The sequence below is a fragment of the Stenotrophomonas sp. 3(2025) genome, from assembly GCF_052665395.1.
The window spans coordinates 16,589-40,916 of the sequence record NZ_JBQOIF010000004.1 but is presented as its reverse complement, the minus strand read 5'-3'; the positions used below and the strand labels follow the sequence as shown (position 1 = coordinate 40,916).

Annotated in this window: 22 protein-coding genes; 12 read left to right on the top strand and 10 right to left on the bottom strand. The window is 67.3% G+C overall.

Annotated elements, in window-relative coordinates; translation table 11 throughout:
* Positions 1–149 precede the first annotated feature (149 nt).
* Complete coding sequence (gene phbB, locus ACUXVE_RS04350) at positions 150–890, bottom strand: acetoacetyl-CoA reductase (protein ID WP_093820513.1); 741 nt, start codon at positions 888–890, stop codon at positions 150–152.
* Between the two features lie 17 nt (positions 891–907).
* Positions 908–1,828 carry a tRNA glutamyl-Q(34) synthetase GluQRS gene (gene gluQRS, locus ACUXVE_RS04345; RefSeq protein ID WP_445513901.1) on the bottom strand — a complete coding sequence of 307 codons (921 nt, stop codon included), beginning with the start codon at positions 1,826–1,828 and terminating at the stop codon, positions 908–910.
* A gap of 93 nt (positions 1,829–1,921) precedes the next feature.
* On the opposite strand from gluQRS, the gene htpX reads away from it, so the two are divergent.
* Positions 1,922–2,788, top strand: a complete 867-nt coding sequence (gene htpX / locus ACUXVE_RS04340; protein ID WP_099784842.1) for a protease HtpX — start codon at positions 1,922–1,924, stop codon at positions 2,786–2,788.
* A 700-nt stretch (positions 2,789–3,488) separates the two neighbouring features.
* Here the strand turns inward: htpX and ACUXVE_RS04335 are convergent.
* Positions 3,489–4,316: an inositol monophosphatase family protein gene (locus ACUXVE_RS04335; RefSeq protein WP_025876387.1), complete on the bottom strand. Its 828-nt coding sequence runs from the start codon at positions 4,314–4,316 to the stop codon at positions 3,489–3,491.
* A gap of 120 nt (positions 4,317–4,436) precedes the next feature.
* On the opposite strand from ACUXVE_RS04335, the gene ACUXVE_RS04330 reads away from it, so the two are divergent.
* Positions 4,437–5,207 (top strand): RNA methyltransferase, encoded by a 771-nt coding sequence (locus ACUXVE_RS04330; protein ID WP_093820509.1) that lies wholly within the window; start codon positions 4,437–4,439, stop codon positions 5,205–5,207.
* Positions 5,208–5,619: 412 nt separating this feature from the next.
* Positions 5,620–7,746 (top strand): putative bifunctional diguanylate cyclase/phosphodiesterase, encoded by a 2,127-nt coding sequence (locus ACUXVE_RS04325; RefSeq protein WP_222388724.1) that lies wholly within the window; start codon positions 5,620–5,622, stop codon positions 7,744–7,746.
* Between the two features lie 4 nt (positions 7,747–7,750).
* On the opposite strand, the gene epmB is transcribed toward ACUXVE_RS04325, so the two are convergent.
* Positions 7,751–8,791: an EF-P beta-lysylation protein EpmB gene (gene epmB, locus ACUXVE_RS04320; protein WP_445513900.1), complete on the bottom strand. Its 1,041-nt coding sequence runs from the start codon at positions 8,789–8,791 to the stop codon at positions 7,751–7,753.
* Positions 8,792–8,888: 97 nt separating this feature from the next.
* Here epmB and efp point away from each other — a divergent pair, with 97 nt between their 5' ends.
* The 5 genes from efp to ACUXVE_RS04295 all read left to right on the top strand — a co-directional run bounded on the left by efp (position 8,889) and on the right by ACUXVE_RS04295 (position 13,168).
* Positions 8,889–9,455: an elongation factor P gene (gene efp / locus ACUXVE_RS04315; protein ID WP_006379771.1), complete on the top strand. Its 567-nt coding sequence runs from the start codon at positions 8,889–8,891 to the stop codon at positions 9,453–9,455.
* Positions 9,456–9,673: 218 nt separating this feature from the next.
* On the top strand, positions 9,674–11,017 hold the full coding sequence (locus ACUXVE_RS04310; RefSeq protein ID WP_025876398.1) for a TRZ/ATZ family hydrolase: 1,344 nt from the start codon (positions 9,674–9,676) through the stop codon (positions 11,015–11,017).
* A 26-nt stretch (positions 11,018–11,043) separates the two neighbouring features.
* On the top strand, positions 11,044–11,760 hold the full coding sequence (ubiG, locus tag ACUXVE_RS04305; protein ID WP_445513899.1) for a bifunctional 2-polyprenyl-6-hydroxyphenol methylase/3-demethylubiquinol 3-O-methyltransferase UbiG: 717 nt from the start codon (positions 11,044–11,046) through the stop codon (positions 11,758–11,760).
* Positions 11,757–12,452, top strand: coding sequence for a phosphoglycolate phosphatase (locus ACUXVE_RS04300; RefSeq protein ID WP_222388733.1), 696 nt, complete (start codon positions 11,757–11,759; stop codon positions 12,450–12,452). Before ubiG ends, ACUXVE_RS04300 begins: the two co-directional genes overlap by 4 nt.
* Positions 12,453–12,463: 11 nt before the next feature.
* Positions 12,464–13,168, top strand: a complete 705-nt coding sequence (locus ACUXVE_RS04295) for a squalene/phytoene synthase family protein (protein ID WP_093820493.1) — start codon at positions 12,464–12,466, stop codon at positions 13,166–13,168.
* Positions 13,169–13,313: 145 nt separating this feature from the next.
* On the opposite strand, the gene ACUXVE_RS04290 is transcribed toward ACUXVE_RS04295, so the two are convergent.
* Genes ACUXVE_RS04290 through yidD form a run of 3 tightly spaced genes read right to left on the bottom strand, consistent with a single transcriptional unit; the run spans position 13,314 to position 15,764 of the window.
* Positions 13,314–14,162, bottom strand: a complete 849-nt coding sequence (locus tag ACUXVE_RS04290) for a M23 family metallopeptidase (protein WP_199776052.1) — start codon at positions 14,160–14,162, stop codon at positions 13,314–13,316.
* Positions 14,162–15,508, bottom strand: a complete 1,347-nt coding sequence (locus ACUXVE_RS04285; RefSeq protein WP_093820491.1) for a dihydroorotase — start codon at positions 15,506–15,508, stop codon at positions 14,162–14,164. The genes ACUXVE_RS04290 and ACUXVE_RS04285 overlap by 1 nt, the downstream gene beginning before the upstream one ends.
* Before the next feature lies 1 nt (position 15,509).
* A complete protein-coding gene (gene yidD, locus ACUXVE_RS04280; protein WP_080148401.1) occupies positions 15,510–15,764 on the bottom strand; it encodes a membrane protein insertion efficiency factor YidD in 255 nt (84 codons plus the stop codon).
* A 273-nt stretch (positions 15,765–16,037) separates the two neighbouring features.
* Here yidD and dksA point away from each other — a divergent pair, with 273 nt between their 5' ends.
* Entirely contained in the window at positions 16,038–17,258 is a 1,221-nt protein-coding gene (dksA, locus tag ACUXVE_RS04275; RefSeq protein WP_177177073.1) for an RNA polymerase-binding protein DksA, read from the top strand.
* 517 nt (positions 17,259–17,775) lie between these two features.
* On the opposite strand, the gene ACUXVE_RS04270 is transcribed toward dksA, so the two are convergent.
* From ACUXVE_RS04270 to cysS, 3 genes are read right to left on the bottom strand one after another with little or no spacing between them, the layout of a single operon-like run.
* Positions 17,776–19,023, bottom strand: coding sequence for an MFS transporter (locus tag ACUXVE_RS04270; protein ID WP_445513898.1), 1,248 nt, complete (start codon positions 19,021–19,023; stop codon positions 17,776–17,778).
* Positions 19,020–19,472: a SufE family protein gene (locus ACUXVE_RS04265; RefSeq protein WP_222388744.1), complete on the bottom strand. Its 453-nt coding sequence runs from the start codon at positions 19,470–19,472 to the stop codon at positions 19,020–19,022. Before ACUXVE_RS04265 ends, ACUXVE_RS04270 begins: the two co-directional genes overlap by 4 nt.
* A gap of 54 nt (positions 19,473–19,526) precedes the next feature.
* A complete protein-coding gene (gene cysS, locus ACUXVE_RS04260; protein ID WP_445513897.1) occupies positions 19,527–20,903 on the bottom strand; it encodes a cysteine--tRNA ligase in 1,377 nt (458 codons plus the stop codon).
* Positions 20,904–21,089: 186 nt separating this feature from the next.
* On the opposite strand from cysS, the gene ACUXVE_RS04255 reads away from it, so the two are divergent.
* The 3 genes from ACUXVE_RS04255 (at position 21,090) to ACUXVE_RS04245 (ending at position 24,258) form a co-directional block, all read left to right on the top strand.
* Positions 21,090–21,653: a hypothetical protein gene (locus ACUXVE_RS04255; RefSeq protein WP_025876420.1), complete on the top strand. Its 564-nt coding sequence runs from the start codon at positions 21,090–21,092 to the stop codon at positions 21,651–21,653.
* A 329-nt stretch (positions 21,654–21,982) separates the two neighbouring features.
* Positions 21,983–22,993: an N-acetylornithine carbamoyltransferase gene (locus ACUXVE_RS04250; protein ID WP_025876421.1), complete on the top strand. Its 1,011-nt coding sequence runs from the start codon at positions 21,983–21,985 to the stop codon at positions 22,991–22,993.
* Positions 22,994–23,064: 71 nt separating this feature from the next.
* Positions 23,065–24,258: an argininosuccinate synthase gene (locus ACUXVE_RS04245; RefSeq protein WP_093820483.1), complete on the top strand. Its 1,194-nt coding sequence runs from the start codon at positions 23,065–23,067 to the stop codon at positions 24,256–24,258.
* The last annotated feature ends 70 nt before the right edge of the window (positions 24,259–24,328 follow it).

Genomic DNA, 24,328 nt, shown 5'->3' with positions numbered 1-24,328 from the left:
GCATGGCGCAGTGCAGCAGCGGTTGCAACCGCCCCAGCCCCCGCCAGGCTTGGCTTTCCGTCGCCGGAATGTTGCGCAGCAAGGCTTTGCGTGCTGCGCAGCATGACCAACGGCAGGGTGCAGCACGGGCTTTGAAGCCCTGGGGCCGCTTACCACCCCATATGGTGACCGCCGTTGATGTCCAGGTTGCTGCCGGTGATCCACGAGGCCTCTTCGGCCACCAGGAAGGACACGCCATAGGCGATTTCTTCCGGCTTGCCCAGGCGCCCGGTGGGAATGTCGGCGATGATCTTGGCGCGCACGTCCTCGGGCACCGCCATCACCATGTCGGTGGCCACGTAACCGGGTGAGATCGTGTTCACGGTGATGCCGAAGCCTGCATTCTCGCGCGCCAGCGAGATGGTGAAGCCATGCATGCCGGCCTTGGCGGCGGCGTAGTTGGCCTGCCCGTACTGGCCCTTCAGGCCGTTGATCGAGCTGATCTGGATGACCCGGCCCCAGCCGCGCCGGCGCATGCCCTCGATGACCGGGCGGGTGACGTTGAACACCGAATTGAGGTTGGTGTTGATCACATCATGCCACTGCTCCGCGCGCATGCGGTGGAAGGTGGTGTCGCGGGTGATGCCGGCGTTGTTGACCAGGATCTCGACCGGACCCAGCTCGGCCTCGACCGCGCGGACCAGGCCTTCGGCGCTGGCAGAGTCGGAGACATCGCCCGGGAAGATCGCCACGTGGTAGCCGCGTTCGGTCATCGCCTGCTGCCAGGCGCGGGCCTTGGTCTCATCGCGGTAGTTGGTGGCGACCCGGTGGCCCTGGTCGGCCAGGCGTTGGCAGATGGCGGTACCGATGCCGCCGGTTCCGCCGGTGACCAGTGCGACGCGAGATGTCATGGAAAGCTGTCCGGATGTCAGGTGGGGGAAGGGGGATTCTGCAACATCGGCGCGGAAAGTGCGCCGGCCGGCAGCAGAATGTCCGCGCGCGGCAGCAGGCCGGGGTTGAAGCTGCGCTGCGCGGCGGCCAACAGCGCGTCGCGGTCGTCGATGCCGTCCAGTGCGGTGCCCGGCTGGCCCAGCAGTACCCATAACCGGCGCAGCACCGGTACCGGCGCGCCGGCATCCACCGGCAGCGCGGCCAGTGACTTGGACAGTTTGTGGCCCGGCGCATCCAGCAGCAGCGGCAGGTGCCAGTAGCGCGGCGTCGGCAGGTCCAGCGCCTGCTGCAGCAGGATCTGCCGGGCGGTGGAATCGAGCAGGTCGGCGCCGCGCACGACTTCGTTCACGCCCTGCGCGGCATCGTCGACGACCACCGCCAACTGGTAGGCCCAGCAGCCGTCGGCGCGGCGCAGTACGAAGTCACCGACCTCGGCATGGACATCCTGTTGCTGCGGGCCGCGCAGGCCATCCTCGAAGCGCACGATGCTGCCGGGCGGCACGCGGAAGCGGACGGCCGGGTCCGCTCGTGCCTGCCGCGCGACGCAGCGATGGTGGATGCCTCCATTGGCCGCCAGGTCGCTCCGACTGCAGTGGCAGACGAACGCGTGGCCATCGGCCAACAGGCGGTCCAGCGCCGTCTGGTAGGCGTCGCCACGCGCGCTCTGCCAGATCACCGGCCCGTCATGAAGCAAGCCGAACGCGGCCAGCGCCTGCAGTTGCGCCTGTGCGGCGCCGGCCACCGTGCGGGGTGGATCAACGTCTTCGATGCGCAACCGCCACAGGCCGCCATGGTGGCGCGCAAGCAGCCAGCTGCCGAAGGCGGCAAGCAGCGAGCCGGGATGCAGCAGGCCGGTGGGCGAGGGCGCGAAGCGGCCGCAGGGAAGGGAGGAGGTCATGCAGGCTGAATCGTCGGTCAGGTTGGCGCTTGAATTCAAGCTGACTGCACCGCAGATTGACGGATATCAACCCCTTCCAAGCCGGAAATTCCCATGTTCACCCGTATTGCGCTGTTCCTGGCCACGAACTTTGCCGTGCTGATCCTCGCCAGCATCGTGATGTCGCTGATAGGGGTCGACCCCAGCCGGATGAGCGGCCTGCTGGTCATGGCTGCCATCTTCGGTTTTGGTGGTTCGCTCATCTCGCTGCTGCTGTCCAAGTGGATGGCCAAGCGCTCCACCGGTGCGGTGGTGATCACCGAGCCGCGCAACCAGACCGAGCGCTGGCTGCTGGCCACCGTCGAGCGCCAGGCCAAGGCAGCCGGTATCGGCATGCCGGAAGTGGCGGTGTATGACGGCCCGGAGATCAACGCCTTCGCCACCGGTGCCAACCGCAACAACGCGCTGGTGGCGGTGTCCACCGGCCTGCTGCACAACATGAGCGAGGACGAAGCCGAAGCCGTGCTCGGCCACGAGATCGCCCACGTCGCCAACGGTGACATGATCACCATGGCACTGCTGCAGGGCGTGCTGAACACCTTCGTGATCGTGTTGGCCCGCGTGGTCGGCGGGGTGATCGACAGCGCGCTGTCGGGCAACCGCGAAGGCGGCGGCCGCGGCTTTGCCTACTACATCATCGTGTTCGTGCTGGAGATGGTGTTCGGCCTGTTCGCCACGATGATCTCGATGTGGTTCTCGCGCCACCGCGAATTCCGTGCCGACGCCGGCGGTGCATCGCTGGCCGGCCGTCAGAAGATGATCTCGGCGCTGGAGCGGCTGCAGCTCAACCACGGCCAGAGCACCCTGCCGACGCAGATCGCCGCGTTCGGTATTGCCGGTTCGACGGCGAAGAAGCTGTTCATGAGCCACCCGCCGCTGGAAGAGCGCATCGCCGCGCTGCGGGCGTCGACGGTGGCGTAAGCCTCCGCGTGTAGAGAAGTGCAGGAACGCCTGGCCTGGCGCCGGGCGTTTTTGTTTGCGCGCTCACGCGTCGGTAGCGCCGGGCCATGCCCGGCGGATCGTTTCCGCGACCGCGGAGGGGCGTCACTTTCTTTGCTCGTGCAAAGAAAGTAACCAAAGAAACACGCCGCCGGCCGCGAGCCGACGTGCTGCGCACGCCGGTGCCCTGCGCTCCTCGGTCCGCCGAGGGACGGTGCGGGAACTCGCTGCGCTCAGACACCCGCACCTCTTCGCCCTCGCCGGACCTGCGGTGCTCGGCTCGCTCAAGGCGGACTCAAGGTCAAATGCCACAGCTGCACCCAGTAGATCCACGCCATGCGTGGATGCTCTTGCCGTTGATCTTGATCTTCCGGCCCGCCTTGAGCGAGCCGAGCATCGCAGGGGAATCAGGGGCGAAGAGGCGCCGATGTCTGAGCGCAGCGAGTTCGGCGCCGTCCCCTGATTCGCCGAGAAGCGCAGGGCACCGGCGCGTAGCGACGGCTCGCGGCCGGCGGCGCGTTTCTTTTGGTTACTTTCTTTGCACGAGCAAAGAAAGTGACGCCCCTCCGGGGTCGCGGAAATGATCCGCCGGGCATGGCCCGGCGCTACCGACGCGTGGGCGCAAAAACGAAAACGGCACCTTCGCAGGTGCCGTCTCCATGAACCGCTTTTACGCCCGAAATCAGAACTTCGCGTCGAACTCGGCAGCGTAACCGGTGTTGACCAGCACCTTCTGCAGCGACTCGGCCACCTTCAGGTTGCCGGCCACGATCTGCTGGGTGTCCGGGCCACGGTTGTCCATGCGGGCCGGGGTCGCGCCCTTGAAGTCGCAGACCTTGCCACCGGCTTCGCGCACCAGCAGCACGCCGGCCGCGATATCCCAGGCCTTCACGCCGGCTTCGAAGTAGGCATCGGCACGGCCACAGGCCACGTAGGCCAGATCCAGCGCGGCCGAACCCGAGCGACGGATGTCCTCGGCGTGCACCAGCAGGGCGTCCAGCGACTTCAGTTGCGCGCTGGCGCGGGCACGCTCGCGCGGGGCGAAACCGGTGTGGATCATGGTGCCTTCCAGATCCTTGCGGTCGGCCACGCGGATGCGGCGGTCGTTGAGCACGGCGCCGGCACCACGGCTGGCGGTGAACAGTTCATTGCGCAGCGGGTCGAAGATCACCGCGTCGGTCGGCTCGCCGTTCTCGACCAGGGCGATCGACACGCAGTAGTGCGGTACGCCGCGCAGGTAGTTGCTGGTGCCGTCCAGCGGGTCGATGACCCACATGTGGCGACGCTCGCTCTGCACGCCACCTTCTTCACCGAAGATGCCGTACTCGGGGTAGGCGCGCTTGAGTTCCTTGACGATCACCTTTTCCGCGTCCGCATCGACTTCGCTGGCGTAGTCCATGCGGCCCTTCTGGACTACATTCAGTGCCTCGAGCTTGTTGATGTTGCGCAAGAGGACGTTGCCGGCGAGGCGGGCGGCCTTGACCATGACGGTGACGGCGGGTTTCTGCATGGCATGGGCTCCCGGAAGGGCAGAAGAGAAGGGCTGGCGGGGGAAAAGAGCAGGTCCGGCGCAGTGGCCGGCCGCACAGTTTACCATTGGTCTTCGTCCAGCTCGACCCTTTCCCTGTTCATGTCCCAGTTTCCCGCTGCCACCCGCCTCCGATTCGTCCTGGTCGGTACCCAACACCCCGGCAACATGGGGGCCGCCGCCCGTGCCCTGAAGACCATGGGCCTGGCCCGCCTGGTCCTGGTGGCGCCGGAGAAGCCGCTTGATGAAGAGGCCTTCCGGCGCTCGGCCGGCGCCGAGGACGTGCTCGGCGACGCGCCGGTGGTGGCCACCCTGGCCGAAGCCGTGGCCGACTGCCGGTTCGTGCTGGGGTGCACCGCGCGTGCGCGCCGGGTCCAGCTGGAGGAGTTGCTGCCGGCAGATGCCGCAACCCGCGCAGTGGCCAAGGCCAGCGAGGGCGCCGAGGTGGCGCTGGTGTTCGGCCGTGAGCGCACCGGCCTGACCAACGAGGAGCTGCAGCTGTGCCATGCCGCCGTGCATATTCCGTCCGACCCGGAGTTCAGCTCGCTCAACCTGGCCGCCGCAGTGCAGGTGCTGGCCTATGAAGTGCGCATGCAGCTGCTTGGCGCGCAGCCGGTGGCCGCCACTGAGCCGGACAGCCGCGAACAGACCGCCAGCCATGATCAGCTGGAGAGCTTCTTCGCGCAGTTGGGCGACACCCTGGACGAGATCGATTTCCACAAGGGACGCGCGCCGGAGTCGGCGATGCGCAAACTGCGTCGCCTGTTCCTGCGTAGCGAGCCCAGCGAGCAGGAAGTGCGCCTGCTGCGCGGCATCCTGGCCGATACCCAGCGCATGGCGCGCTTGGCGCAGAAGAACGGCAAGGACAGCTGACGACGTTCTCATTTTTTCGGGTAGTCTGTCCGGATACCCCGGGGGATGATGCTTGTGTCGGGTCTGCGTAGGGCAATGCAGGGGGAACTGCTGCGCCTGGCCTTGGCCCTGCTGGCCGGGACGGCGCATGCTGCGCCCGGTTCACAGAAGGGGCGTTGGGCAGCGATGAGGGGCAACTCCCGATGACGCAGGATCATGCGCTTGGCAGTGTGGACCGGCCGGGTGCCGGACCGGCGCCGGGGGTATCAGGCCGGGTGTCCGCCGGGTTGCCGCGTGTCGCCTGTCTTCGGCGGGTGCAGCGTGCGTTGCAGGGGTTGTTGGGGGCTTCCGGTTTCCGCCGCGTCGATGCGCATGCGCAGCCGTGGCGGGATGATTTGAAACAAGGGTCGAAGCGCGTGCGGATGGAAGTGGAATGAAGTTGCTCGGCTCGGGGATGCAGGCCCGGTTCCTGCTTGCGATGGGCGGGGCGATGCTGGTGGTGGTGGCAATCCTGGCCGTGCTGCTGGGGCGGCAGGCTGCGATGCAGGGCGAGGTGAGGTCGCTCAGCAACGGCGTCATCCACGAACTGTTCGACCGCAGCGTGCGCAGCCGTGGCGAGGCCATGGTGCGCGAGCTGTCCGATGCGCTTGCCGCTCCGCTCCACAACAACGACCTGGACCAGGTCGGGGCGCTGGTGCGCAGCATTTCGCGGCAGCCGGTGGTGCGCTACGTACTGGTGTTCGACGACCGCGGGCGGTTGGTCCACGACGGCTCGGCCACGGTTCCCGGATCCGGGCGGCCGATGACCGATCCGCTGGCGTCCGGGGCGGTTGCCGCACAATCACTGGTGGTGCAGCAGTCGCCCACGGTGCTCGACAACGCGATGCCGATCAGGATGGGTAATCAGCGCATCGGCGGTGTCCGCGTCGGCATGGCACTGGATGAAGTCCTGCAGCGTGAGCAGGCGGCCAACGCGACCCTCGGTGAGCGGCTGCAGCAGATGGGAAGCCGGCATCTGGGCTGGCTGCTGCTGATGCTTGGCCTGCTGGTGGTGATTGGCGTGGTGGTGATCCTCTACGTACAGCGCACGCTGGTGGCGCCGATCCGCGAGCTGGCCGCAGCCGCCCGGCGCATCGAAGCGGGCGACTACCAGGCGCCGCTGCGCGAAAACACCCGCGATGACGAGGTCGGGGAACTGGTGCGCGGCTTTGCCCGCATGCGTGATGCGATCGCCCGCCACGACCGCGAAGTGCGGCGCATGGCCTATACCGACGCGCTGACCGGGCTCACCAACCGCCTGGCGTTCCGCGAGGCGCTGGACCATCGATTGATGGCCGCACGTGCGTCCAATCACCGGTTGGGTCTGCTGTTTGCCGATATCGATGATTTCAAGCGGGTCAATGACACGCTGGGCCATGAGGCCGGCGACGAGGCGTTGCTGCAGTTCGCCCAGCGCATCGGCCGCGCAGTGACCGAGGCCGGCGGCGACGACGCCGTGCTGGCGCGGTTCGGCGGCGACGAATTCGTGATCCTGATCGGTGATGGTGATGTTGCTGCCAATGCGCGGTTGCTGGCCGAAGTGCTGGTGCGCGAGCTGAGCAAGCCGCTGGTGGTGCAGGGCAGGGAGCTGTTCCTGGGTACCTCGATCGGCGTGACCCTGTTCCCCGACGATGCCGCGGACGCGACGACGCTGCTGAAGAACGGCGACATCGCGATGTACCAGGCAAAGATGGCCGGCAAGAACTGCTATCGCTATTACAGCCGGGCCATGGATCACGCGGTCGAGCGCCGCGTGCACATGGAGCAGGAACTGCGCGGTGCCTGGGAGCGGGGCGAGCTGCGGCTGGCCTACCAGCCGATCTTCCGCATGCGTGACCGCCGCATGGTCGGCGTGGAAGTGCTGCTGCGCTGGCAGCACCCGACGCTGGGCACGATTCCGCCATCGGTGTTCATCGAGGTGGCCGAGCAGAGTGGCCTGATCGAGGTCATCGGCCCGAAGGTGCTGCGTGCCGCCTGCATGGAGGCGGTGCAGTGGCCGCGGGGCGTGGCCGGTGACGAGTTGTTCGTCTCGGTCAATGTGTCGCCGCGGCAGCTGCGCGGCGGTGAGTTGCCGGCGTTGGTTGCGCAGTGCCTGCAGGAGTCGGGCCTGCCGGCCTCGCGCCTGCACCTGGAGCTGACCGAGACGGCGGTGATTGGCGATGAGATGCTGGCCGCGCAGCTGCTGGACCGCCTGCACCGGGCCGGGGTGAAGGTGTGGCTGGATGACTTCGGTACCGGTTTCTCCGGTCTGAGCCACCTGCGGCAGGTGCCGGTGGACGGGGTCAAGATCGACAAGAGTTTCGTCGCCGACATGCAGCGCGACCCGGACGACCTGGCCCTGACCACGGCGATCATCGCCATGGCCCACGCACTGGGCATCACGGTGGTGGCCGAGGGTATCGAACAGGAGGCACAGTTCGAGCTGCTGGCCCAGCGTGGCTGCGACCTGGGCCAGGGCTACCGGCTGAGCCACCCGGTCACCGCCACCGAAGTGGTGCGGATGATCGAATCGGGCGCGTGAGGCGCTACAGCGGGCGCTTGCTCGGGTCGCCGGGAAGTTCGCGGACCAGCTTGGGGACCAGGTAGCCGGACAGCCGGGCAGTGAGGCCGGCAATCAGGGCCTTGGCCTGGCAGTCGTCCACTTCGAAGTGGGCCACGCCCTCGACGCGGTCCAACTGGTGCAGGTAATACGGCAGCACGCCGGCGGCGAAGCTGCGTTCGCTCAGGTCCTGCAGTGCCTGCACGCTGTCGTTGACCCCGCGCAGCAGCACCGCCTGGTTCAGCAGCTGGGCGCCGATGCCACGCAGGCGGGCCATCGCGGTATCGACGCTGGCGTCGAATTCGTTGGCGTGGTTGGCGTGGACCACGATCGCCAGTGGCCACGGCAGGCTGCCCAGCCAGGCCAGCAGTTCCTCGTCCACGCGCTCGGGCAGTACGATCGGCAGGCGCGTGTGGATGCGCAACCGGCGGATGTGCGGGATCTGGCGCAGCGCATCGGTCAGCTCGGCCAGCTTGTGCGTGGCCAGCGACAGCGGGTCGCCGCCGGACAGGATCACCTCATCGATGTCCGGGTCTGCGGCGATGGCCTCCACGGCCTCCTGCCAGCCCCCCTTGGCGGCGTTCTCGGCGCCATAGTCGAAATGCCGGCGGAAGCAGTAGCGGCAGTTGATCGCACAGCTGCCGGTGGCCACCAGCAGGGCCCGGCCACGGTATTTCTGGATGACCCCGGTAGCCTTCTTGGCCGCGCCGTCGCCCACCGCGTCAAAGCTGAACCCGGGCGCCGGGCGCATCTCCGCGTCGATCGGCAATACCTGCCGCAGCAGCGGATCGTGGGCATCGCCACGGCGCATGCGGGCGACGAAACCCTCCGGCACGCGCAGCGCGAACTGGGCGATGGCCGCCTCCGATACGCCCAGTGCCGCGGCATCCAGATCCAGCCGGGCCAGCAGCGCCTGCGGGTCGCGCAGGGCTTGGCGCCAGAGCTGTTGCCAGCGCGCGGGCGCGCCTGGCGACTGGGTCCGGGGGAAGGCGGAAAGCTGCATGGAGAGGGGGCCTGCGGTTATCATGGACACATAAACAGTTGCCCGCCGGGGTTCCGGTGGGCTTTCCATTCTATCCGGCTCGCCGCACGCGCGGCGGTTTCGCCATTTGAGGAGCTTGAGCATGGCCACTGCGGGCATGAACGATGTCAAGAACGGGATGAAGATCCTGGTCAACAATGAACCGGCCGTCATCTCCGAGACCGAGTTCATCAAGCCGGGCAAGGGCCAGGCCTTCACCCGCGTGCGCTATCGCTTCATCAAGTCGGGCCGCACGGTCGAAATGACCATGAAGGCGACCGACGACGTGGAAGTGGCCGATGTGGTCGATACCAACATGGACTACATGTACAGCGACGGCGAGTACTGGCATTTCATGGACCCGGAGACCTTCGAGCAGGTGCAGGCCGACAAGGCCGGCATGGGCGGCGCCGAGAAGTGGCTGAAGGGCGAGGAGTCCTGCATCGTGACCCTGTTCAACGGTTCGCCGATCTTCGTGCAGCCGCCGAATTTCGTTGAACTGAAGATCACCGAGACCGATCCGGGCGTCCGCGGTGACACCTCCGGCGGCGGCGGCAAGCCGGCCACCCTGGAAACCGGCGCCGTGGTGCGCGTGCCGCTGTTCGTCAACCAGGATGAAATCATCAAGGTCGACACCCGTTCGGGCGAGTACTCCTCGCGCGTCAAGTAATCCGGGTAGGCGCCGGCGCATTCGCGCTGGCGCTCCCACGATCCGCCATGGCGGATCGTGGGCCCCCACTCACCAGCATCCACACCCCGCCGCTTCGCGGCCGCCCCTGACTCAGGGGCTTGCCTTCCAGAAGCCCAGCGGTAGCCGTTTGACCGGTGATCAGTCGCCAGGTCCGAGCCAAGGCTACGTACGGTCCTTCCCCCAGCCAGTGAGCCCGCATGAGCGATAGCCCGCACCTCCCCGAAGCCTGCGACCTGCTCATCGAAGCCGGTTATGTCGTTCCGATCGAGCCGCATGCGGTGGTGCTGGAAGACCATGCCGTGGCCATCCGTGGCAGCGAGATCGTGGCCATCCTGCCGCGGGCCGAAGCGCGTGCGCGGTTCCGCGCCACCCAGGTTGTCAGCCGCCCAGAGGCGGCGCTGATGCCGGGCCTGGTCAACGCACATACGCACAACCCGATGACCCTGCTGCGCGGCGTTGCCGACGACCTGCCGCTGATGACCTGGCTGCAGCAGCACATCTGGCCGGTGGAAGCGGCGGTGATTGGTCCCGAATTCGTGGCCGACGGCACCACCCTTGCCATCGCCGAGATGCTGCGTGGCGGCACCACCTGCGCCAACGAGAATTATTTCTTCGGTGACGTGCAGGCCGCCGTCTACAAGAAGCACGGTTTCCGCGCGCTGGTCGGCGCGGTCATCATCGATTTCCCCACCGCCTGGGCCAAGACCGACGACGAGTACTTCGCCAAGGCCGGTGAACTGCATGACCAGTGGCGCACCGACCCGCTGATCGGCACCGCGTTCGCGCCGCATGCGCCGTACACGGTCAACGATGCCAATTTCGAGCGGGTGCGGATGCTGTCCGACCAGCTGGACATGCAGGTGCATCTGCATACCCATGAAACCGCGCAGGAAATCACCGATTCGATCAAGCTGCACGGCCAGCGTCCGCTGGCGCGGCTGGATCGCCTCGGCCTGGTCAACGACCGCCTGATCGCGGTGCACATGACCCAGCTGACCGAGGCCGAGATCCACCTGTGCGCCGAGCGCGGCGTCAGCGTGGTGCATTGCCCGGAATCGAACCTGAAGCTGGCCTCTGGTTTCTGCCCGGCCTGCGCCCTGCAGCGCGCCGGCGTGAACCTGGCCATTGGTACCGACGGCTGCGCCAGCAACAACGACCTGGACATGTTCAGCGAGAACCGCACGGCGGCGATCCTGGCCAAGGCAGTGGCCGATGATGCCACCGCGCTGGACGCGGCGACCACGTTGCGCGCCTCCACCCTGGGCGGCGCCCGCGCCCTGGGCTTCGGCGAGCGCATCGGCTCGATCGAGGTCGGCAAGCAGGCCGACCTGGTATGCGTTGATCTGTCCGCGCTGGAGACCCAGCCGCTGCACAATGTGCTGTCGCAGCTGGTGTACGCCACCGGCCGGCAGCAGGTCAGCGACGTCTGGATCGCCGGCAAGCCCAAGCTGGTTCAGCGCGAGCTGGTCGGCATGGACCTGCCGGGCATCATCGCCAACGCGCGCCAGTGGCGCGAGCGCATCCGTCACATCCGCGCCTGAGTGCAGGCGCCGCAAGGACAACCGTCATGACTGCCCCCCACGCTTCTTCCAATTTCGATCAGGCCGAACTGGACAAGTTCGCCGCGCTGGCCAACCGCTGGTGGGATGCCGATGGCCCGCAGAAGCCGCTGCACGCAATGAATCCGGTGCGCCTGCAGTACGTTGCCGACCGCGCGCCGCTGCGTGGCGCACGCGTGCTCGACATCGGCTGCGGTGGCGGGCTGCTGAGTGAAGCGCTGGCCCAGGCCGGTGCCGAAGTGACCGCCATCGACCTCGCACCGGAGCTGGTCAAGGTTGCGCGCCTGCATGCCCTGGAGAGCGGCGTCAGCGTCGACTACCGGGTGCAGGCCGCCGAGGACCTGGCTGCCGCACAACCGGGCAGCTTCGATGTGGTGACCTGCATGGAAATGCTCGAGCACGTGCCCGATCCGGGCGCGATCATCGAGGCCTGCAAGCGCCTGCTGAAGCCGGGTGGCCATCTGTTCCTGTCCACCATCAACCGCACCGCAGCCGCATTCGCCGTGGCCATCGTCGGTGCCGAGTACGTGGCACGGCTGCTGCCCAAGGGCACCCACCACTACCAGGAATTCATCAGGCCGGCCGAGCTGGCGCGCTGGCTGCGCGAGGCCGACCTGCAGCTGGCCGATGTCAGCGGCATGGCCTATGAGCCGTGGCGCAACCGCGCCCGCCTGAGCAGCCGCACCGACATCAACTACCTGGCCCACGCGGTCAAGGCGCCATGACCGCTGCCGTGTTCCCGCGTGCGGTGCTGTTCGACCTGGACGGTACGCTGCTGGACAGCGCTCCGGATTTCGTCGCCACCCTTGATGCGATGCTGGCCGAGCGCGGTCGCGCGCCGATCGATCCGGCGCAGTTGCGGCCGGTGGTGTCCAAGGGCTCACGGGCGATGGTGTCGGCCGCGTTTCCTGAGCTGGAAGCAGCCGAGCGGGATGCATTGATTCCCGAGTTCCTGCAGCGCTACGAAGCCGCAATCGGCCAGCACGCCGTGCTGTTCGAAGGCGTCGCCGGCATGCTCGGTGCGCTGGACGAAGCCGGCACCGTGTGGGGGATCGTCACCAACAAGCCCGAATACCTGGCGCGGCTGATCGTGCCGCAGTACGACTGGCAGCAGCGCTGCGCCGTGCTGGTCGGCGGTGACACCCTGGCCGAGCGCAAGCCGCATCCGTTGCCGCTGCTGCACGCCGCGCAGCTGATCGGCATCGCAGCGGAGGACTGCGTATATGTCGGCGACGATGAGCGCGACATCATCGCCGCGCGTGCCGCCGGCATGCCGTCGGTAGCGGCGCTGTGGGGCTACCGGCTGCACAGCGACGACCCCTTGGCCTGGCAGGCGGACGTGCTGGTCGAGAATGCCGAACTTCTGCAACTGGCCAGTCTCTGGCCGACCCGGCCGGCAGCCCCGGCCCAGCCGTAAGGAATTACGTAGTGAGCAGTACCGCGCTGGACAGTTTCCTCGACAAGTGGCGCAGCCGTTGGCCGGAATGGTCGGTGGCCGAGCCGTTCGTGGCCGAACCACAGCGCCGTGTCGCGCTGGCATGGTTCGCGCTGCTGCAGGAATTCGACGACATGCTCAACACCGCTGGCGATCCGCTGCCGGCGGACGCCAAGCTGGCATGGTGGGGAGAGGAACTGCGCAGCTGGGCCGCGCAGCGTTCGCGGCATCCGCTGGGACGCGTGCTGGAACCGGTGCGGGCACCGTGGGTGCAGCTGGCCGAGGCGCTGCCGGATCTGGTCGAGGCGCGCACCGTAGCGCTGGACGCTGCCGGTGCCGAACGCGCACTGGGCAACTATGCCGACGCGGTGGCTGCGGTCGAGGCCGTGGTGTTTGCCGACAAGCCGCGCAAGGGGGCTGGCCATGCCGTGCTGCTGCAGACACTGGCGCAGCGCCTGCAGGACGCTGGCGTGGCCGGGGTTCCGCGCAGCCTGCTGGACGAAGATGCCGGCAACGCGGCACAGCGTTGGGCGCAGCAGTTGCTGAAAGGGTGGGGCACCCGCGTGCCCGGTCCACGCGCACGCCGGGTGTGGTCGAGCCTGGCGCGTGCACGTCTGGTGGCGCAGGCCGCCGGCAAGCCGATTGAAGCCACGCCCGTGCGCACGTTGCTGCGCGTGTGGTGGGCCGCGCGCGGCTGAACCCTCGGCCGCTGCGCTCGCCGGGCACGACCCGGCGCTACCGTGCATGGTGATTCGGCCGCTGCGCTCGCCGGGCATGGCCCGGCGCTACCGTGCATGGTGATCGGGTAGCGCCGGGCCATGCCCGGCGGGGAGCCTGCGTGCGTTATTTCCGTTCCAGCACCAGCAGCGGATCGATGCGGGTGTCGAACCAGTTCATGCCCCAGTGCAGGTGCGGCCCGGTGGCACGGCCGGTGGCGCCGACGGCGGCGATCACCTGGCCCTGTTCGACGCGATCACCGACCTTCACGTCGATGCGCGACAGGTGCAGGAAGTTCGAACTGACGCCGAAGCCGTGGTCGAGCAGCAGCGTGCCACCGGTCAGGTACAGGTCCGGCCCAGCGAACGTCACCACACCGGCCGCCGGTGCCTTCACCGGGGTGCCGGTCGGCACTGCGATGTCCATGCCGGAGTGGCCGGCACCGGGCTGGCCGTTGTACACGCGGGCGTTGCCGAAGCGGCCGCTGATGCGGCCCTGCACCGGCCAGATGAAGGTCTGGGTGAAATCGGTGCGGTTGTCGTCGCGCGCACGCGCAGCGGTGACCTGCGCCTGTTCGCGCTTGATGCGCTCGGCGATGGCCGGCGGCGGATTGACCGTCTTCGGCGGTACGCCGTTCACCCGCTCGGTCGGCCAGTCGCGCGCGGTCACGGCGATGGCGGCCGTCTCGCTGCTGCCATCCGGTCGGCGGATCTGCACCTGCAGCGGGCCCTTCTCATCGCGACCGATGCCGAACACCACGCTGCCGTAGCTGCTCACGCGCAGGTCGCGGCCTGCATAGCGCACGCTGCTGCCGGCGGGAACCTTGCCGATCACCAGCGCGCCCTGCGACGCGCTGGCCGGAAACACCACGCGACTGTCGATCAGGTCGCCGATGCCGTCCTGTGCCTGGGCCGCGGGTGCGGAGAACAGGGGCGCTGCCAGCAGCAGCGCCGCGAACATGAGTGCCGGACGCATCAGCGGTCGTAGGTCATGCGCTGGCCGGCGGGCTTGCCCACCAGCGTGCTGCCGTCCCAGACCAGCTGGCCGTTGACCCAGGTCGAGGCCACGCGCGAACGGAACGTGGTGCCCTCGAACGGCGACCAGCCGCACTTGGACAGCACGTCCTCGCGCTTGACCGTGAACGGCACGTCTTCCACCAGCACCAGGTCGGCAAAGTAACCTTCGCGCAGGAAGCCTCGCTCTTCCACATCGAACAGCTGGGCGGGAGCATGGGCGAATTTCTGCACGACCTGCTCGCGGGTCAGCTTGCCTTCGTGCACGCGTTCCAGTGCGGCGACCAGCGCGTACTGCACCAGCGGCAGGCCGGACGGCGCCTGCGCATAGGGCTTCTGCTTCTCTTCCCAGGTATGCGGGGCGTGGTCGGTGGCCAGCACGTCCAGCACGTCGTCAGCCAACGCGGCGGTGATCGCCTCGCGATCGGCCACGTCCTTGATCGCCGGATTGCACTTGATCAGGTTGCCCTTGGTGGCGTAGTCCGGGCGGGCGAAGTGCAGGAAGTGCACGCAGGTCTCGGCGGTGATCTGCTTGCGGCTGCCGTCAGCGCGGATCAGCGGGCCCTTCTCGAACAGGGCCAGTTCGTCGGCGGTGGAGATGTGCAGCACGTGCAGGCGGGTGCCATGCTTGCGCGCCAGCGACATGGCCAGCCGCGTCGACTTGATGCAGGCTTCGCGTGAACGGATGTCCGGGTGCATCTCCGGGGTGAGGGCTTCGCCGTACTTCTCCTGGAACGCTTTCAGGTTGGCATCGATCATCGGCGTGTCTTCGCAGTGCGTGATGATCGGGGTGGGGCACTCGCGGAAGATCGCGTCCAGGGTTTCGGGGTTGTCGACCAGCATGTTGCCGGTGGACGCGCCCATGAATACCTTCACGCCCGGTGCCTTCTTCGGATCGAGCGCGCGGATGGCGTCGAGGTTGTCGTTGCTGGCACCGTGGTAGAAACCGTAGTTGGCCCAGGCACGACCGCGCGCCAGCTCGTACTTGGCTTCCAGGATGGTCGAATCCAGGGTCGGCGGGTTGGTGTTGGGCATGTCCATGAAGCTGGTCAGGCCACCGGCCACGGCCGCGGCCGATTCGCTGGCGATGTCACCCTTGTGGGTCAGGCCCGGCTCGCGGAAATGCACCTGGTCGTCGATCATCCCGGGCAGCAGCCAGCGCCCAGCCGCATCCACCACCTGTTCGCCATCACGCGGAGTCAAACCCTTGCCGATCTGCGCGATGCGGTCGTTCTCGATGCGCAGGTCGCCTTCGAAGGTGCGGCCTTCGTTGACCAGGCGGGCGTTGGTGATGAGCGTGGAGGACATGTCAGTGTTTTCCTGTGCAACGGCAAGAGGGGGCGTTGGGAGAGTCGGGCACTGGATCGAAGCCGCCGGGATGGAACGGGTGGCAGCGGCCCAGCCGTCGCGCCGCCAGCCAGCTGCCGCGCAGCGGGCCGTGCCGGGAGATGGCGTCCATGGCGTATTCAGAGCAGCTCGGCACGAAACGACAGCGAGGCCCAAGCAGAGGGCTGATGAAGCGCTTGTAGAAGCGCAGCAGGGCGATGAGCAGGCGCGAGATCACGTAGTCATATTAAGCCAGTTGGCATGAAGGCCGCATTTGTGCAGGATGGGCCGTTGGTCGCATGTCGTAGATGGCCTGCGACCGCTAGCGGCACCCTTCCAGGTGCCGGACAGGTTCCGTACCGCGCAAGGCGGTCCGTGTTGGTCGGACCGCGCCTTGGCCCCGTTGACTCCTGGACTGAATGGAGCGGGCCCCCGAGGTTGCTGCTGCCGGTCGGGTAGGCTATAAAGGCCCGCTTTCCCGGGCCCCGGGGAATCCAAGGAAGAGCGTTTCGTGGCTGCTAAAAAAACTGCAAAGAAGGCCGTCAAGGCCGCCAAGAAAACCGCCAAGCCTGTTGTGAAGAAGTTGGCGGCCAAGCCCGTTGCCAAGAAGCCGGCCAGCAAGCCGGCGACCAAGGCAGCATCCTCACAGCCGGCGGCCAGGAAGGCCACCGCAAAGAAAACGCCGGTGAAATCCGGCAAGCCGGCAGCGGCGAAGAAACCCGCTGCGCCGGTCAAGGCCAAACCTGCCGCTGCCAGCAAGAAGGCGCCGGCGGTGAAGAAGGTTGCCAGCAAGGCTGCGCCGGTGAAGAAGGCCGCTGCCAAGCCGGCACCGAAGAAGGCAGCAGCCAAGCCAGCGCCGAAGGCGGCGGTGAAGAAGGTTGCCGCCCCGCCCGCTGCCAAGCCGGCAGCAAAGAAGGTGGCGGCTGCCAAGCCGGCACCGGCCAAGAAGACTGCCAAGAATGTTGCCGCGCCGGCCGCCAAGCCGACACCGGCCCCTGTAGTGAAGTCCGCACCGAAGCCAGCTGCCAAGCCGGCCCCGGCCAAGTCTGTCCCGGCCAAGACCGCGGCAGCGGCGGCAGCCAAACCGGCCCCCAAGCCGGCCCCGGCCGCCGCTTCTGCAGCATCGACCGCCCCGCAATCCAAGAATCCCGTGCCCGTTTCGAAATCGCCTGCCAAAACCGCCGTGAAATCCGATTCCGCTCCGAAGACCGTGACCCGCCCCGTGGGCAAGGTCGCCGTGGCCGTTGCCGCCCGCTCGACGGCACCTGCGCCGCGCAGCAAGTACAAGGTCGTCGAATACAAGACCGACGAGGCCACTGGCCGCCCGATCCTGCCGGCAGGCTACAAGCCGGCCTCGGACGAGGAGTACATGAGCCCGCTGCAGCAGGAGTACTTCCGTCAGCGCCTGCAGAACTGGCGCGCCGACCTGGTGGAAGAGTCCAAGCAGACCATCGAGAACCTGCGTGAGGAAGTGCGTGACATCGGCGATGAAGCCGAGCGCGCGACCCGCGAAACCGAGAACTCGCTGGAGCTGCGCACCCGTGACCGTTACCGCAAGCTGATCGGCAAGATCGACAGCACCCTCAAGCGCCTGGAAGCAGGCGATTACGGGTACTGCGTGGACACCGGTGAAGAGATCGGCCTTGAGCGCCTTGAAGCGCGCTTGACCGCCGAGCGCACCATCGACGCCCAGGAGCGTTGGGAGCACCTGCAGAAGCAGCAGGGCGACTGATTCCGGTTCGTTGTGATGTCATGCAGAAAGCCCGGCTTCGGCCGGGTTTTTTGTTGGGTTCGCGTTGGCTGCGTAGAGCAGCGCCTTGCGGGTATCGGGGTGAGCCTGCGGGTGGGCCAGGCAGGACACGCTGCAAGTACATCACTGTAAGCTCGGCCGCGGCATCCATGCCGCGGACGGTCCTGCCCGGCCCACCCGCAGGCTCTCGACGCCTCCCTGCGCGCGGTCGCTGGAGAGCCGAACCACGCTCGGCTCAGGCCGGAGCCGGAGATTGGATGGAAGGGCAACAGCAGCCAAGCATGGCTTGGCTCTACCAGGGGCGAAGAGGCGCCGCTGTTCTGTAGATCCGACTGTTGGTCGGCTGGCTTTCCGCGCCGTCCCCTGATTCACCGAGGAGCGCAGGGCACCGGTGCGCAGCACCGACACGCGGATGGCGGCGCGTTTCCGCCGCGGTCGCCGAAAGCGCCCGCCGGGCATGGCCCGGCGCTACCGGCGCGTGTGCGCACGGAAATCCGCTCTACTGCAGATCGCGCAGATTCAATTTCCGCAGCGTCGGGTTCTTCCATGCAGTGACCCCGGCCACGCTCAGCACCGCGAATCCGCCCAGTACCACCGCCGGTATCAGCCCCAGCACCTTGGCCATGGTGCCGGCATAGAACGCGCCCAGTTCGTTGGACGAACTGATGAAGATGCCGTTGATCGACGATACCCGGCCGCGCATTTCTTCCGGCGTGGCCAGCTGCAGGATGGTGGAGCGGATCACCACCGACACGCCGTCGAAGGCGCCATAGAACAGCAGGATCAACGCCGACAGCCAGAAGTGCTGGGACAGACCGAAGCTGATCACGCACAGGCCGAAACCGGCGACCGCGAACAGCAGCACCCGACCGGCATTGCGGTGCAGGGGGTGGCGCGCCAACCACAGGCCCACGCACACCGAGCCCAGCGCCGGCATCGCGCGCAGGATGCCCAGGCCCTCCGGGCCATGGTGCAGGATCTCGTGCAGGAACGCCGGCAACATCGCCACCACGCCACCCAGCAGAACCGAGAACATGTCCAGCGCCATGGCGCCGACCATGATCCGGTTGCCGACCACGAAGCGCGCGCCTTCGGCAATGCTCTTGAAGATCGGGGCGGCTGGGCCGGCATGCACCGGCTCTTCCACCTTCAGCGTGGCCAGGCAGCCCATCGCCACCAGCGCGAAGGCCGTGGCCACCGCATAGGACAGGCCCTTGCCACCGAAGCCGACCAGTACGCCACCCAGTGCCGGGCCGGCGATCATGCCGGCCTGGAACACCACGGCGCCAAGGCCGGCGCCACGGGCGAAGTGCTCGCGAGCCAGGACCCGGGCGAACAACGCGTTGTAGATCGGCGACAGGAAGGCGCGGACCATGCCGGTCAGCGCGATGGCCGCGTAGATCGGCCATACGCCCTCAACCGGCAGCCAGCCCTTGGCCACGCTGGTCAGCACCAACGCGGTGGCGATCAGTCCGGTACAGGCAACCATGCCCAGCCGGCGGCGCGGCAGATGATCCACCAGGTAACCGGCGAACGGGGCCACGCAGAAGAACGGCAGCACCTCGGCCAGGCCGATCAGGCCCAGCGAGAACGGATTGCGGGTGACTTCGTAGATGTGCCAACCGACGGTGACCGCGACCACCTGGTAGGACAGCATCGCGAAGATGCGATACGCCAGCAGCCTGGCGAAACCGGGCCGGGACAGCAGGCCCAGCGCGGTGTCTTCGGCCGTGGCGGGCTCGCTCACGACGGATCGCGCTGCAACTGGGCCTGCGCGGTCTCGCGGATGAACGCCAGCATCGCCGCCACGCCGTTGCTGCGGGTCGGCGACAGGTGGCGGGCCAGGCCGATATCCTGGATATAGCTGGGCTCGGTGGCCAGGATCTCCTGCGCGGAGCGCCCGGAGTACACGCGCAGCGCCAGGAAGATCAGGCCGGAGACGATGGCCGAATCGCTGATGGCGTGGAAGCGCAGCGACTGCGCGTTGCCTTCCGGCACGATCCAGACCATCGACTGGCAGCCGAGCAGGCGGTGCTCTTCTGTCTTCCACGCGTCCGGAAAGGCGGGCAGCTTGCGGCCGAGGTCGATCAGGTACTGGTAGCGCTCGGACCAGTCGCCGAAGAAGCCGAATTCCTCGGCGATGGCCGTCTGTGCCTCGGCGGCGGTGGATTCAAGCGGGAACGGGGAGTCGATCACAACAGTCTCTACAGTAGGAGCGTGGCCGGCGGACCGGCCACGGGGCAGAGCAGGTCAGCCGCGCTTGCGCGACCAGCGCACGCCCTGCGGGGTGTCTTCCAGCACGATGCCTTCGGCGGCCAGCTGGTCGCGGATGGCGTCGGAACGGGCGAAATCACGCGCCTGCTTGGCCGCGGCGCGTTCATCGATCAAGCCTTGGATACGCGCATCGTCGTCGCTGTCGCCGGCGGCGTTGCCGAACCATTGCGCCGGATCGGCCTGCAGCAGGCCCAGCGCGAGGCCGGCGCCAAGCAGTTCACTCTTCAACCGTGCGCGTTCGCCAGGATCGGTGGCGCGGCGCGCTTCACCGGCGATACGGGCCACTTCGGCCAGCGCCTGCGGCGTATTGAGATCGTCATCCAATGCCGCTTCGATCTCTGCCGGGATCACTGCGGTGGCGGCAACGTCGGCCAGCTCGCGCAGGGTGCCGTACAGGCGGTCGAGGGTGCGGCCGGACTGTTCGATCAGCGCATCGGACCAGTCCAGCGGCTGCCGGTAGTGGGCCGACAGCAACGCCAGGCGCAGCGCCTCGGGGGCATGCCTGCGCACCAGGTCATGGACGCGCTCGATGTTGCCGATCGACTTGCTCATCTTGGCGCCGCCGAAGTTGAGCATGCCGTTGTGCAGCCAGAAGCGCGCGAACACCTTGCCGCCGTGCGCGCACTCGCTCTGTGCGATCTCGTTTTCGTGGTGCGGGAACTGCAGGTCGACGCCGCCGGCATGGATGTCGATGGTCTCGCCCAGGTGAGCGGCGGCCATCGCCGAGCATTCGATGTGCCAGCCCGGGCGGCCGCGGCCCCAGGGCGATTCCCAGCCCGGCAGGTCATCGCTGGACGGCTTCCACAGCACGAAGTCGCCGGGCGCGCGCTTGTACGGAGCGACCTCGACCCGGGCCCCGGCCAGCATCTCGTCCGGATCGCGGCGCGACAGCTTGCCGTAGCCCTCGAAACTGCCGACGGCGAACAGCACGTGGCCCTCGGCGGCGTAGGCATGCCCGCTGCTGACCAGCTGCTCGATCATGGCGATGATCTGCGCCATGTGCGCGGTCACTTCCGGCTCGATGTCCGGCGGCACCACGCCCAGCACGGCCATGTCTTCACGGTAGGCAGCAGCGAAACGGTCGGTGATGGTGCTGATCGGCACGCCCTGCTCGCGCGCGGCGGTGTTGATCTTGTCGTCCACGTCGGTGATGTTGCGGGCGTAGCGCAGGGCACCGAAGCGCCGTCGCAGCAGGTCGGCCAGCACCCCGAACACCACCGGCCCACGGGCGTTGCCGATGTGCACGTAGTTGTAGACCGTCGGGCCGCACACATACAGGGTCGGACAGGCCGGGTCGAGCGGGGTGAACGGTTCGAGCTGGCGAGTCAGGTTGTTGTGCAGGCGCAGGGTCATGGGTCTGTGACTGGGGGACAAGCCTGTGATTTTAGAACGTGTCGGGGCCCTTTGGGGGGCCGTTGCCACCGGTGGACGCCAGCGCCGGCCAGGGTGGGGTGGGCAGGAACGGCGCGGACGGGTAATGTTCAGCCCCTTGCGGTCACCACTGCCTACACTATTGCCGTGTCCCTGCTCCCTTCGCCAATGAAAACCACCGCGTTGCTGACCCTGGCCTGCCTGTCGGCGCTGCCCGCCGTGGTCCTGGCCCAGGAGGCCGAGCCCCGCAACCGGGTGGTGATCGTGGAGAACGTGAAGTTCGACTACGCCCAGGTGCTCAACGTGGAGCCGGTGTTCCAGACCCTGCGTGCCACCCGCACCGAGGAGCACTGCGAGCCGGTCTCGACCCGTACCCTGGCCCCGGTCAACGTTACCGGCGAGGAGCCGGTGGAGGACAAGGGCCGCATCGGCCGCCTCTGGGATTCGGTTCGCTCGATGTTCAAGCGCAGCGACGAGGAAGTGCTGGAGGAACTGCCGGCCGAAGCCCCCGCCCCGGCGCCGGCCAACACGGGCCCGATGCTGACCCGGGACTGTCGTATCGTGCCTGTCGGACGCGAGTTCCGCCGCCCCATCGCCTATGACGTGGACTATGTCTACAAGGGCACCAAGTACCGTTCACGGCTGCCGGAAGACCCGGGCAACCGGCTGAAGATCCGGGTTTCGATCACCCCTTGGGTGGGCCCGGAGCAGGCTGCCGCCGGCACCCCCTGATTCTGCGACGCCGGCCTCTTGCGCCGGCCCCGGCAGCATGTAAAGATTGCCGACCAATGAAGCTCACCGACTTCCAGCACGACAGCAGCGCCGCCCGCCAGGCCACTGGCATGACGTCGCGTGCCCGTCGACCGGAACCCCACATTCTCGCTGGGTAATCCGGAGCTTTCTGCTGTTCGTCCGAAAAAAACCCAGCCCGCCGGCTGGGTTTTTTCGTTTCCGCGTTCTGAAAGCTTCATCTGCAACCTTTTCGCACCACCCTGGTTTCCGGTTTTCCCTTCCACCTTCCACCGCGTCGACCCTCGGCGCCGCTCATGCAAGGAATGATGATGTCCCCCAAGCACTTCCTGAACACCCAGGACTGGAGCCGCAGCGAACTTGACGCGCTGCTGACCCAGGCTGCGCTGTTCAAGCGCAACAAGCTCGGCGACCAGCTCAAGGGCAAGTCGATCGCGCTGGTGTTCTTCAATCCGTCCATGCGCACCCGCACCAGTTTCGAGCTGGGCGCGTTCCAGCTCGGTGCCCACGCAGTGGTGCTGCAGCCGGGCAAGGATGCATGGCCGATCGAGTTCAACCTCGGCACGGTGATGGACGGCGATACCGAAGAGCACATCGCTGAAGTAGCCAAGGTGCTCGGCCGCTACTGCGACATCATTGCCGTGCGCGCGTTCCCGAAGTTCGTCGACTGGGCCTACGACCGCCAGGACGTCGTGCTCGAGAGTTTCGCCAGATACTCGCCGGTGCCGGTGATCAACATGGAGACCATCACCCATCCGTGCCAGGAACTGGCGCACGTGATGGCCCTGCAGGAGCATTTCGGTACCCAGGACCTGCGCGGCAAGAAGTACGTGCTGACCTGGACCTACCACCCCAAGCCGCTGAACACCGCGGTGGCCAACTCGGCGCTGACCATCGCCACCCGCATGGGCATGGACGTGACGCTGCTGTGCCCGACCGCAGACTACATCCTCGACGAGCGCTACATGGGCTGGGCCGAGCAGAACGTGGCCGAGAGCGGTGGTTCGCTGAAGATCAGCCATGACATCGACAGTGCCTATGCCGGTGCCGACGTGGTCTACGCCAAGAGCTGGGGCGCGCTGCCGTTCTTCGGCAACTGGGAGCCGGAGAAGCCGATCCGCGACCAGTTCAAGCACTTCATCGTCGACGAGCGGAAGATGGCCCTGACCAACAACGGCGTGTTCAGCCACTGCCTGCCGCTGCGCCGCAACGTGAAGGCAACCGACGGCGTGATGGATTCGCCGCAGTGCATCGCCATCAACGAAGCCGAGAATCGCCTGCATGTGCAGAAGGCGATCATGGCCGCTGTTGCCGGCCGCTGATTTTCGTACGTCGTTCAAGCATTCCAGACACTCCGCCGGGCATGGCCCGGCGCTACCAGGACATACCCCCCATGAGCAACAAAGACGTCGTTCTCGCCTTCTCCGGCGGCCTTGATACCAGCTTCTGCGTGCCGTACCTGCAGGAGCGCGGCTACAACGTGCACACCGTGTTCGCCGATACCGGCGGCGTGGATGACGAAGAGCGCGATTTCATCGAGAAGCGTGCCGCCGAGCTGGGTGTCACCAGCCACCAGACCGTCGATGGCGGTCCGGCCATCTGGTCCGGCTTCGTCAAGCCGTTCGTGTGGGCCGGCGAGGGCTACCAGGGCCAGTACCCGCTGCTGGTGTCGGACCGTTACCTGATCGTCGATGCCGCGCTCAAGCGCGCTGCCGAACTGGGCACCAACATCATCGCCCACGGCTGCACCGGCATGGGCAACGACCAGGTGCGCTTCGACCTGGCAGTGAAGGCCCTGGGTGACTACCAGATCATCGCGCCGATCCGCGAGATCCAGAAGGAACACACCCAGACCCGCGCCTACGAGCAGAAGTACCTGGAAGAGCGTGGCTTCGGCGTGCGCGCCAAGCAGCAGGCCTACACCATCAACGAGAACCTGCTGGGTCTGACCATGTCCGGCGGCGAGATCGATCGTTGGGAAGCACCGGGCGAGGGCGCCCGTGGCTGGTGCGCACCGCGCGCCGAGTGGCCGGAACAGGCGCTGACCGTCACCCTGAAGTTCGTCGAAGGCGAAGCCGTCGAGCTCAATGGCAAGGCACTGCCGGGTGAGCAGATCCTGGCCCAGCTCAACAAGCTGTTCGCCCCCTACGGCGTCGGCCGTGGCGTGTACACCGGCGACACCGTGATCGGCCTGAAGGGCCGCATCGTGTTCGAGGCACCGGGCCTGGTCTCGCTGCTGGCCGCGCACCGCGCGCTGGAAGATGCGGTGCTGACCAAGCAGCAGAACCGCTTCAAGCCGGACGTGGCGCGCAAGTGGGTGGAGCTGGTGTACGAAGGCTTCTACCACGACCCGCTGAAGACGGACATCGAAGCCTTCCTGAAGTCCTCGCAGGCCAAGGTCAACGGCGAAGTGGTGCTGGAAACCCGTGGCGGCCGCGTCGATGCCGTTGCGGTGAAGTCGCCGCACCTGCTCAACACCAAGGGCGCCACCTATGCGCAGTCGGCCGACTGGGGCGTGGAGGAGGCCGAGGGCTTCATCAAGCTGTTCGGCATGAGCTCGACCCTGTACGCGCAGGTCAACCGCTGAGCGGTTGACCACGCATTCCACCTCAACCCCGCGCCGTTGGCGCGGCGCACGCATTCCGGTAGCGCCGGGC

Coding starts and splice junctions, on each gene's coding strand:
- phbB (WP_093820513.1), bottom strand. CDS start 890: ATGACATCTCGCGTCGCACTGGTCACCGGCGGAACCGGCGGCATCGGT.
- gluQRS (WP_445513901.1), bottom strand. CDS start 1,828: ATGACCTCCTCCCTTCCCTGCGGCCGCTTCGCGCCCTCGCCCACCGGC.
- htpX (WP_099784842.1), top strand. CDS start 1,922: ATGTTCACCCGTATTGCGCTGTTCCTGGCCACGAACTTTGCCGTGCTG.
- ACUXVE_RS04335 (WP_025876387.1), bottom strand. CDS start 4,316: ATGCAGAAACCCGCCGTCACCGTCATGGTCAAGGCCGCCCGCCTCGCC.
- ACUXVE_RS04330 (WP_093820509.1), top strand. CDS start 4,437: ATGTCCCAGTTTCCCGCTGCCACCCGCCTCCGATTCGTCCTGGTCGGT.
- ACUXVE_RS04325 (WP_222388724.1), top strand. CDS start 5,620: ATGAAGTTGCTCGGCTCGGGGATGCAGGCCCGGTTCCTGCTTGCGATG.
- epmB (WP_445513900.1), bottom strand. CDS start 8,791: ATGATAACCGCAGGCCCCCTCTCCATGCAGCTTTCCGCCTTCCCCCGG.
- efp (WP_006379771.1), top strand. CDS start 8,889: ATGGCCACTGCGGGCATGAACGATGTCAAGAACGGGATGAAGATCCTG.
- ACUXVE_RS04310 (WP_025876398.1), top strand. CDS start 9,674: ATGAGCGATAGCCCGCACCTCCCCGAAGCCTGCGACCTGCTCATCGAA.
- ubiG (WP_445513899.1), top strand. CDS start 11,044: ATGACTGCCCCCCACGCTTCTTCCAATTTCGATCAGGCCGAACTGGAC.
- ACUXVE_RS04300 (WP_222388733.1), top strand. CDS start 11,757: ATGACCGCTGCCGTGTTCCCGCGTGCGGTGCTGTTCGACCTGGACGGT.
- ACUXVE_RS04290 (WP_199776052.1), bottom strand. CDS start 14,162: ATGCGTCCGGCACTCATGTTCGCGGCGCTGCTGCTGGCAGCGCCCCTG.
- ACUXVE_RS04285 (WP_093820491.1), bottom strand. CDS start 15,508: ATGTCCTCCACGCTCATCACCAACGCCCGCCTGGTCAACGAAGGCCGC.
- cysS (WP_445513897.1), bottom strand. CDS start 20,903: ATGACCCTGCGCCTGCACAACAACCTGACTCGCCAGCTCGAACCGTTC.
- ACUXVE_RS04255 (WP_025876420.1), top strand. CDS start 21,090: ATGAAAACCACCGCGTTGCTGACCCTGGCCTGCCTGTCGGCGCTGCCC.
- ACUXVE_RS04250 (WP_025876421.1), top strand. CDS start 21,983: ATGTCCCCCAAGCACTTCCTGAACACCCAGGACTGGAGCCGCAGCGAA.
- ACUXVE_RS04245 (WP_093820483.1), top strand. CDS start 23,065: ATGAGCAACAAAGACGTCGTTCTCGCCTTCTCCGGCGGCCTTGATACC.